This is a genomic window from Tolypothrix sp. VBCCA 56010, from assembly GCF_050875635.1.
GTDB lineage: Bacteria > Cyanobacteriota > Cyanobacteriia > Cyanobacteriales > Nostocaceae > Hassallia.
In genome coordinates this window covers 1-1,054 of record NZ_JBPAOH010000365.1, presented here as the reverse complement: position 1 = coordinate 1,054, position 1,054 = coordinate 1, and the positions used below count along the sequence as shown (strand labels likewise).

Here is a 1,054-nt window from a genome sequence, read left to right as displayed (position 1 = left end):
ACGGAATCACCGTGGTCAGCAGCAGAGTTAAGAAGGCAGAGATTAGAATTAATTTTACTCGTGCTACAAGGACGACCGATAGTTTTAATCATTGATGAAACAGGAGATAAGAAAAAAGGAAACAAGACCGGAGGCGGAGCGTCTCCGGCTTTGCAGATTATGTCAAACGGCAGTATATAGTCAACTTGGGTAAAACAGATAATGGTATTGTTGCAGTCACAGCCTATGCAGTACTATCACCGAATGACGTTTCCATTAATGTTTGAAATCTACAAACCAAAGGAAAGACTACAGCCAGGAGATAAGTATCTGACAAAACCAGAAATAGCAGCGTTCCGGATGAGAAAATTGCTGTCTATGGGATGAGCGATTTAACCTTGTCCTGGCGGACAGTTTATATGGTGAGAGTGGTAAAAATTTTCTTCAAGTATTAAATGAATTAAATCTAAATTTTCTAGTTGCGCGACGGTAAGACCACAAAGCATGGGTATCTTCAGCCAACCCAGTTAAATATACAGAGTGGCGAAAGATAAGAGCGAGTATTTTCGCTCTTTAAGCACAGAAAATAGATATATTAGAGAAATAATTTGTAGCCAAGAGAAAGAAATTCGATATTGGCAAATAACAACTGATATTGAAGTTATTCCGAAAAACACAACTTGGTACGTAATGAGTAAATTTCCGGAAATTACGCAAGCGTGAGGTTGGGAATTTTTATGGGTTAAGAACCTGGGTCGAATATGGTTTAAAACAAAGTAAAAATGAATAAGTATTGCTGATTTTCGTGTGACTCATTACCCAGAAATTGAGAAATGGTGGTAGATGGTTTGTAGCGCCTATTTGTTGGTTAGTCTTCCCAAGCGAACAGTTACTTAAATTCCCACCACAATTCCGTTTCTAATTTCTCATTACATCCGTGGTGGAATAATGGGAATGGTTGGAATAGCATTCTTAATAACCGGCGGTTTGATAATTCAACATGAGTGTACTATTTAACCTGATTAAACCTTGGCTAAAAGTCTACACGATTCCTCAATTATAGTCGTGGATTTTT

1 pseudogene is annotated in these 1,054 nt (G+C 38.0%); it reads left to right on the top strand.

What is annotated here, in order from left to right:
• A pseudogene (locus AABK37_RS41490) lies at window positions 1–1,039 on the top strand (IS701 family transposase); the annotation flags it as partial.
• Window positions 1,040–1,054: the final 15 nt, after the last annotated feature.